Below are 3,410 nucleotides of genomic sequence, written 5' to 3'. Positions count from 1 at the left end.
CGCTTCTTGCGCGCCATGGAGATGACCTCGGCTCCTTCGTCCACGAAGACCGTGATCCGGGGGCGGCGGGTGCTGATCTCGATGGTGTCCCGGCCGCGCGGGATCTCCTCCAGCCGCTCGTACATCTCAGCGACCAGTTCGTCCGTCACGCCGAGGACGTCTTCGGCGTAGATGGCGACGCGGGCGCGGTGCTCCCAGTTGATGCCTTCCACTCGCTTGGGGTCGATGACGACCAGGCGGTGGTTGGGCTCCTCGGACGCCTCCGCGAGCAGGGCCCGGGTGCTCCAGCTCTTGCCCGACCCGGAGGTCCCCGCGATCAGCATCCGGCGACCGAGCGGGACCATGACCGGCTCGCCGGTCACCGTGTCGACGCCCCACGGGTCGCCCGGCTTCCAGCCGGTCAGGTCGATGCCGTCGGCAGCGCTGCGGGTCCGCAGCGTGATCGTGGCGCGGTCGCCATGCGATCCCGAACTGATCTCCATACGCAGGGCGGTGCGGGCCCCGAGCATCGCCCGGATCTCCTCGTGCTTGGCCTTGAACGCCGACGGCTTCCACCGGCCATCAAGGCGCACCGTGGTGACCAGACCGGCCGGGGTCAGCTCGGTCGGTGCGGGCACGGTGCCCGACAGGCCTCGTTCGTCGGCGTGCTGGACCCAGTACGACGGGTCGAGGCGCTCCAGGAGGCGGCGCTCCTCCGCCGTGGCGTCGTCGTCGAGCGGCACCCGCACCTGGCGGCGGCCGACGGCGAGCAGTGCAGCGTTGAGGGCGATCAGGCTCAGCGAGCTTCCCGCCGGCCACATCGCCCAGTGCTCCGCCGACGACATCGCGTACGAGGTGATCCCAGCCGGGATCAGGTGCGCGGCGTGGGCGCGGACCGCGAGCTGGTTGAGCGTCAGCGGGTAGTTCCGGCGAGCCGACTTCAGGTCGCGGCGCGCGACCTTGGCGTGAGCGCGACCTGCCTTGTCCGCCGTCCGGGCCGCGCGGCGGCCGCCGTTGAACGGGTTGCTGCTCGCCGCCCGTGCGGCCTTCCGCTGGCTCGCGGCGGTCGCAGCCGTCGACCGCGCCGACGTGTTGGCCCGCTGAGCAGCGATCAACGCCTTCAGGTTCTCCGGGGTCCGGAGCTTCGCCCTGCGCTCGGCCTCCGTGTCCCAGCGGTGCGCGAGCGGGGCACACATCGGGGCGGCGCCGTCGAGTGCCTGGCTCGCCGCCGCTGTCGTCTTGTTGATCCGGTCCGCCGTGATCACGCGGGCCGTTTTGGTACCAGTACCGATCTTGTTCCATGCTGCTGCGTAGTCCACGAGTCGCTCCTTGGGTGGTCGTGGATCAGGGCCGGGATTGCCGTTCGCGCGGCGTTCCGGCCCGCCTGTTTTGTGGCGGTTGAGCCCGCAACCCCCGGGCCGCAACCTCCCTTGCGGGCGGTTGCGCCCCCGCAAGCCTGTGACCTGCGAGTTTCGGTGTTGCGGTGGTTTCCGGGGTGGGGCCCCTACGCGTGTGCGCGCGAGGGCCCCGGATTTTCGAGCCGTTCGGCGACCCCTCGGGAGGCGCCGCCGAACAAGACCCATACTGTGGGGGCACAGTTGCTGTGTCAAGCCATACACTGTGCTAGATCACTACTCCGGATGCTGTGATAGATCACCGCACCGTTCACCCGTCGAAGGAGCCCCGCCATGTCCTCGCTGGAGCGCACGCCTCCGTATCTCCAAGTCGTCGGCACGCTGAAGTCGAAGATCGTCAGCGGCGAACTCGCGCACGGCGACGTGCTGCCGTCCGTGCGCGAACTCGCGGCGGAGTACGGCATCTCGACTGCGACCGCGCAGAAGGTCCACCGCACGCTGAGGGCGGAAGGCCTCGCGGAAGGCCGGCAGGGTGCGGCCACCACGGTCAGCACGCGCCGGACCCTGCACCGCACCGCAGCCGACCGCCTGGAGGCGGCGCTCACTACCGGGCGGATCTACGCCGACGGCGAGTACGCCGTGATCACGGGCGCCGACCTGACCACTCCCCCCGAGTGGGTCGCGGACCTCCTGGGCGTCGAGGACGGCGGCCAGGCGCTGCGTCGCCAGCGGGTCACGCACAACGCCGACGCGGAGCCGGTCTCCGCGAGCACGAGCTGGTTCGTCGCTGAACTCGCGGAGACCGTGCCCGCTCTGCTGCAGCGCGAGCGGATCCCGGGCGGCACCCCATCAGCCATCGAGGCCGTCACCGGTCGACGCGCCGTGGCCTCCGAGGAAGCCAGCGCCGCCGATGCAGCAACCGAGGAACAGGCGACTCTGCTTGGCGTCGAGCCCGGCGCCCCCGTTCTGCTGAGCCGGAACGTGTACGTCGACGCGCAGGGCGACACGGTGGAGGTTGGGGAGTCCGTCGCACCAGCCCGCCGTTGGCGAGCCCATCGGAGCTGACCTCCGCCCGCACACACCGAAGCCCCCGCCGATCCGAATTCGGCGGGGGCTTCGTCGTGCCAAGTCCCGAACGTACCGGCACACGGCCTCCCGTGAGCCTCTGAGCGTCGTTCTCCCGCTCCTGCGACTCTCGGTCCGCCGGAGCGCTCACGAGCCCTCAGGCGGGCGTACAGGCCGCCTGAGGCCCGTAATCCTCCGTGGCCTACCGCATACGCGTCTGCGGGTGCTCCGGACGACCAACGACGGCCAGCGGGAAGGGGGGTGGGGTTGCGCGGCTTGAGCGGCCGTCTGCCGGGCCCGGATTGGGGCGGAGCGCCGTACCCCCGCCGTCACGGATGCGGGTGCGTAAGGCGACCTGGAGGCACTCCGCGGCTGAGGGGGAGCAGCTGCTGCCGCGATGTGGCCGAGCGACGCGTGGGCGCTCCGCTAGGAATCGGTCCGTGGTGGCTGATCGTCCGGCTCTCCGTCATCCGCCGGCGGCCACAAAGGCATGGCGGACGCAGTCTGTGCGGACCTGCGGCGAGCCCGTTTCAAGGGAGGCAAAGGTGCGGGGGGTGACGGGGAATTCGTGGCGTTGACCTGCGGTGATTGAGTTTCGACAACAGACGTATTGGAGGGTTGCGGAGTTTCGGCTGTTGTCGAAAAGAAGCGTTCGTCGGCCCGGCCTTTGGAGTAGGCCCGGAACCGGATCTCCTGGTCCCGGCGAGCCCTGTACGCGTACTCCTTGTGCGTGCGCGTGCAGTAGTCCCGGCTGCGGCCGACGCCCTTCTGCTGGATCGGGCCGCCGCACCAGCCACAGAGCTTGTTGCCGTCGGCGTCCCTCGGTGTCTCAGTGCTCATGGCCGACGACCGTACGCGGCGCGTCCTCTGGCGCGGCGCGTGGGCGCAGTTGTTACAAGTTTCTCTACTGGTTCAAGGCCGTCGCTGCGCGCCGGCGCGGGCCGGGTGTGGGGCGGGGCGGGCCCCTGTTGGGCCCCCAGCCCCGCCCCCCCCCCCGCCCCCGCCCGGCAC

2 protein-coding genes are annotated in these 3,410 nt (G+C 70.9%); one reads left to right on the top strand and one right to left on the bottom strand.

What is annotated here, in order from left to right:
- On the bottom strand, positions 1-1,298 hold a 1,298-nt coding region (locus ACFWEE_RS32555), incomplete at its 3' end, for a helicase HerA domain-containing protein (protein ID WP_386894837.1).
- 369 nt (positions 1,299-1,667) lie between these two features.
- On the opposite strand from ACFWEE_RS32555, the gene ACFWEE_RS32550 reads away from it, so the two are divergent.
- The gene (locus ACFWEE_RS32550) at positions 1,668-2,399 is read left to right on the top strand and encodes a GntR family transcriptional regulator (protein WP_377541236.1); all 732 of its coding nucleotides are present in this window, start codon (positions 1,668-1,670) and stop codon (positions 2,397-2,399) included.
- The last annotated feature ends 1,011 nt before the right edge of the window (positions 2,400-3,410 follow it).

The sequence above is a fragment of the Streptomyces sp. NPDC060184 genome (assembly GCF_042728795.1).
Lineage (GTDB): Bacteria > Actinomycetota > Actinomycetes > Streptomycetales > Streptomycetaceae > Streptomyces.
The sequence above is the reverse complement of the archived record's forward strand: the minus strand, read 5'-3'. Positions and strand labels throughout refer to the sequence as shown.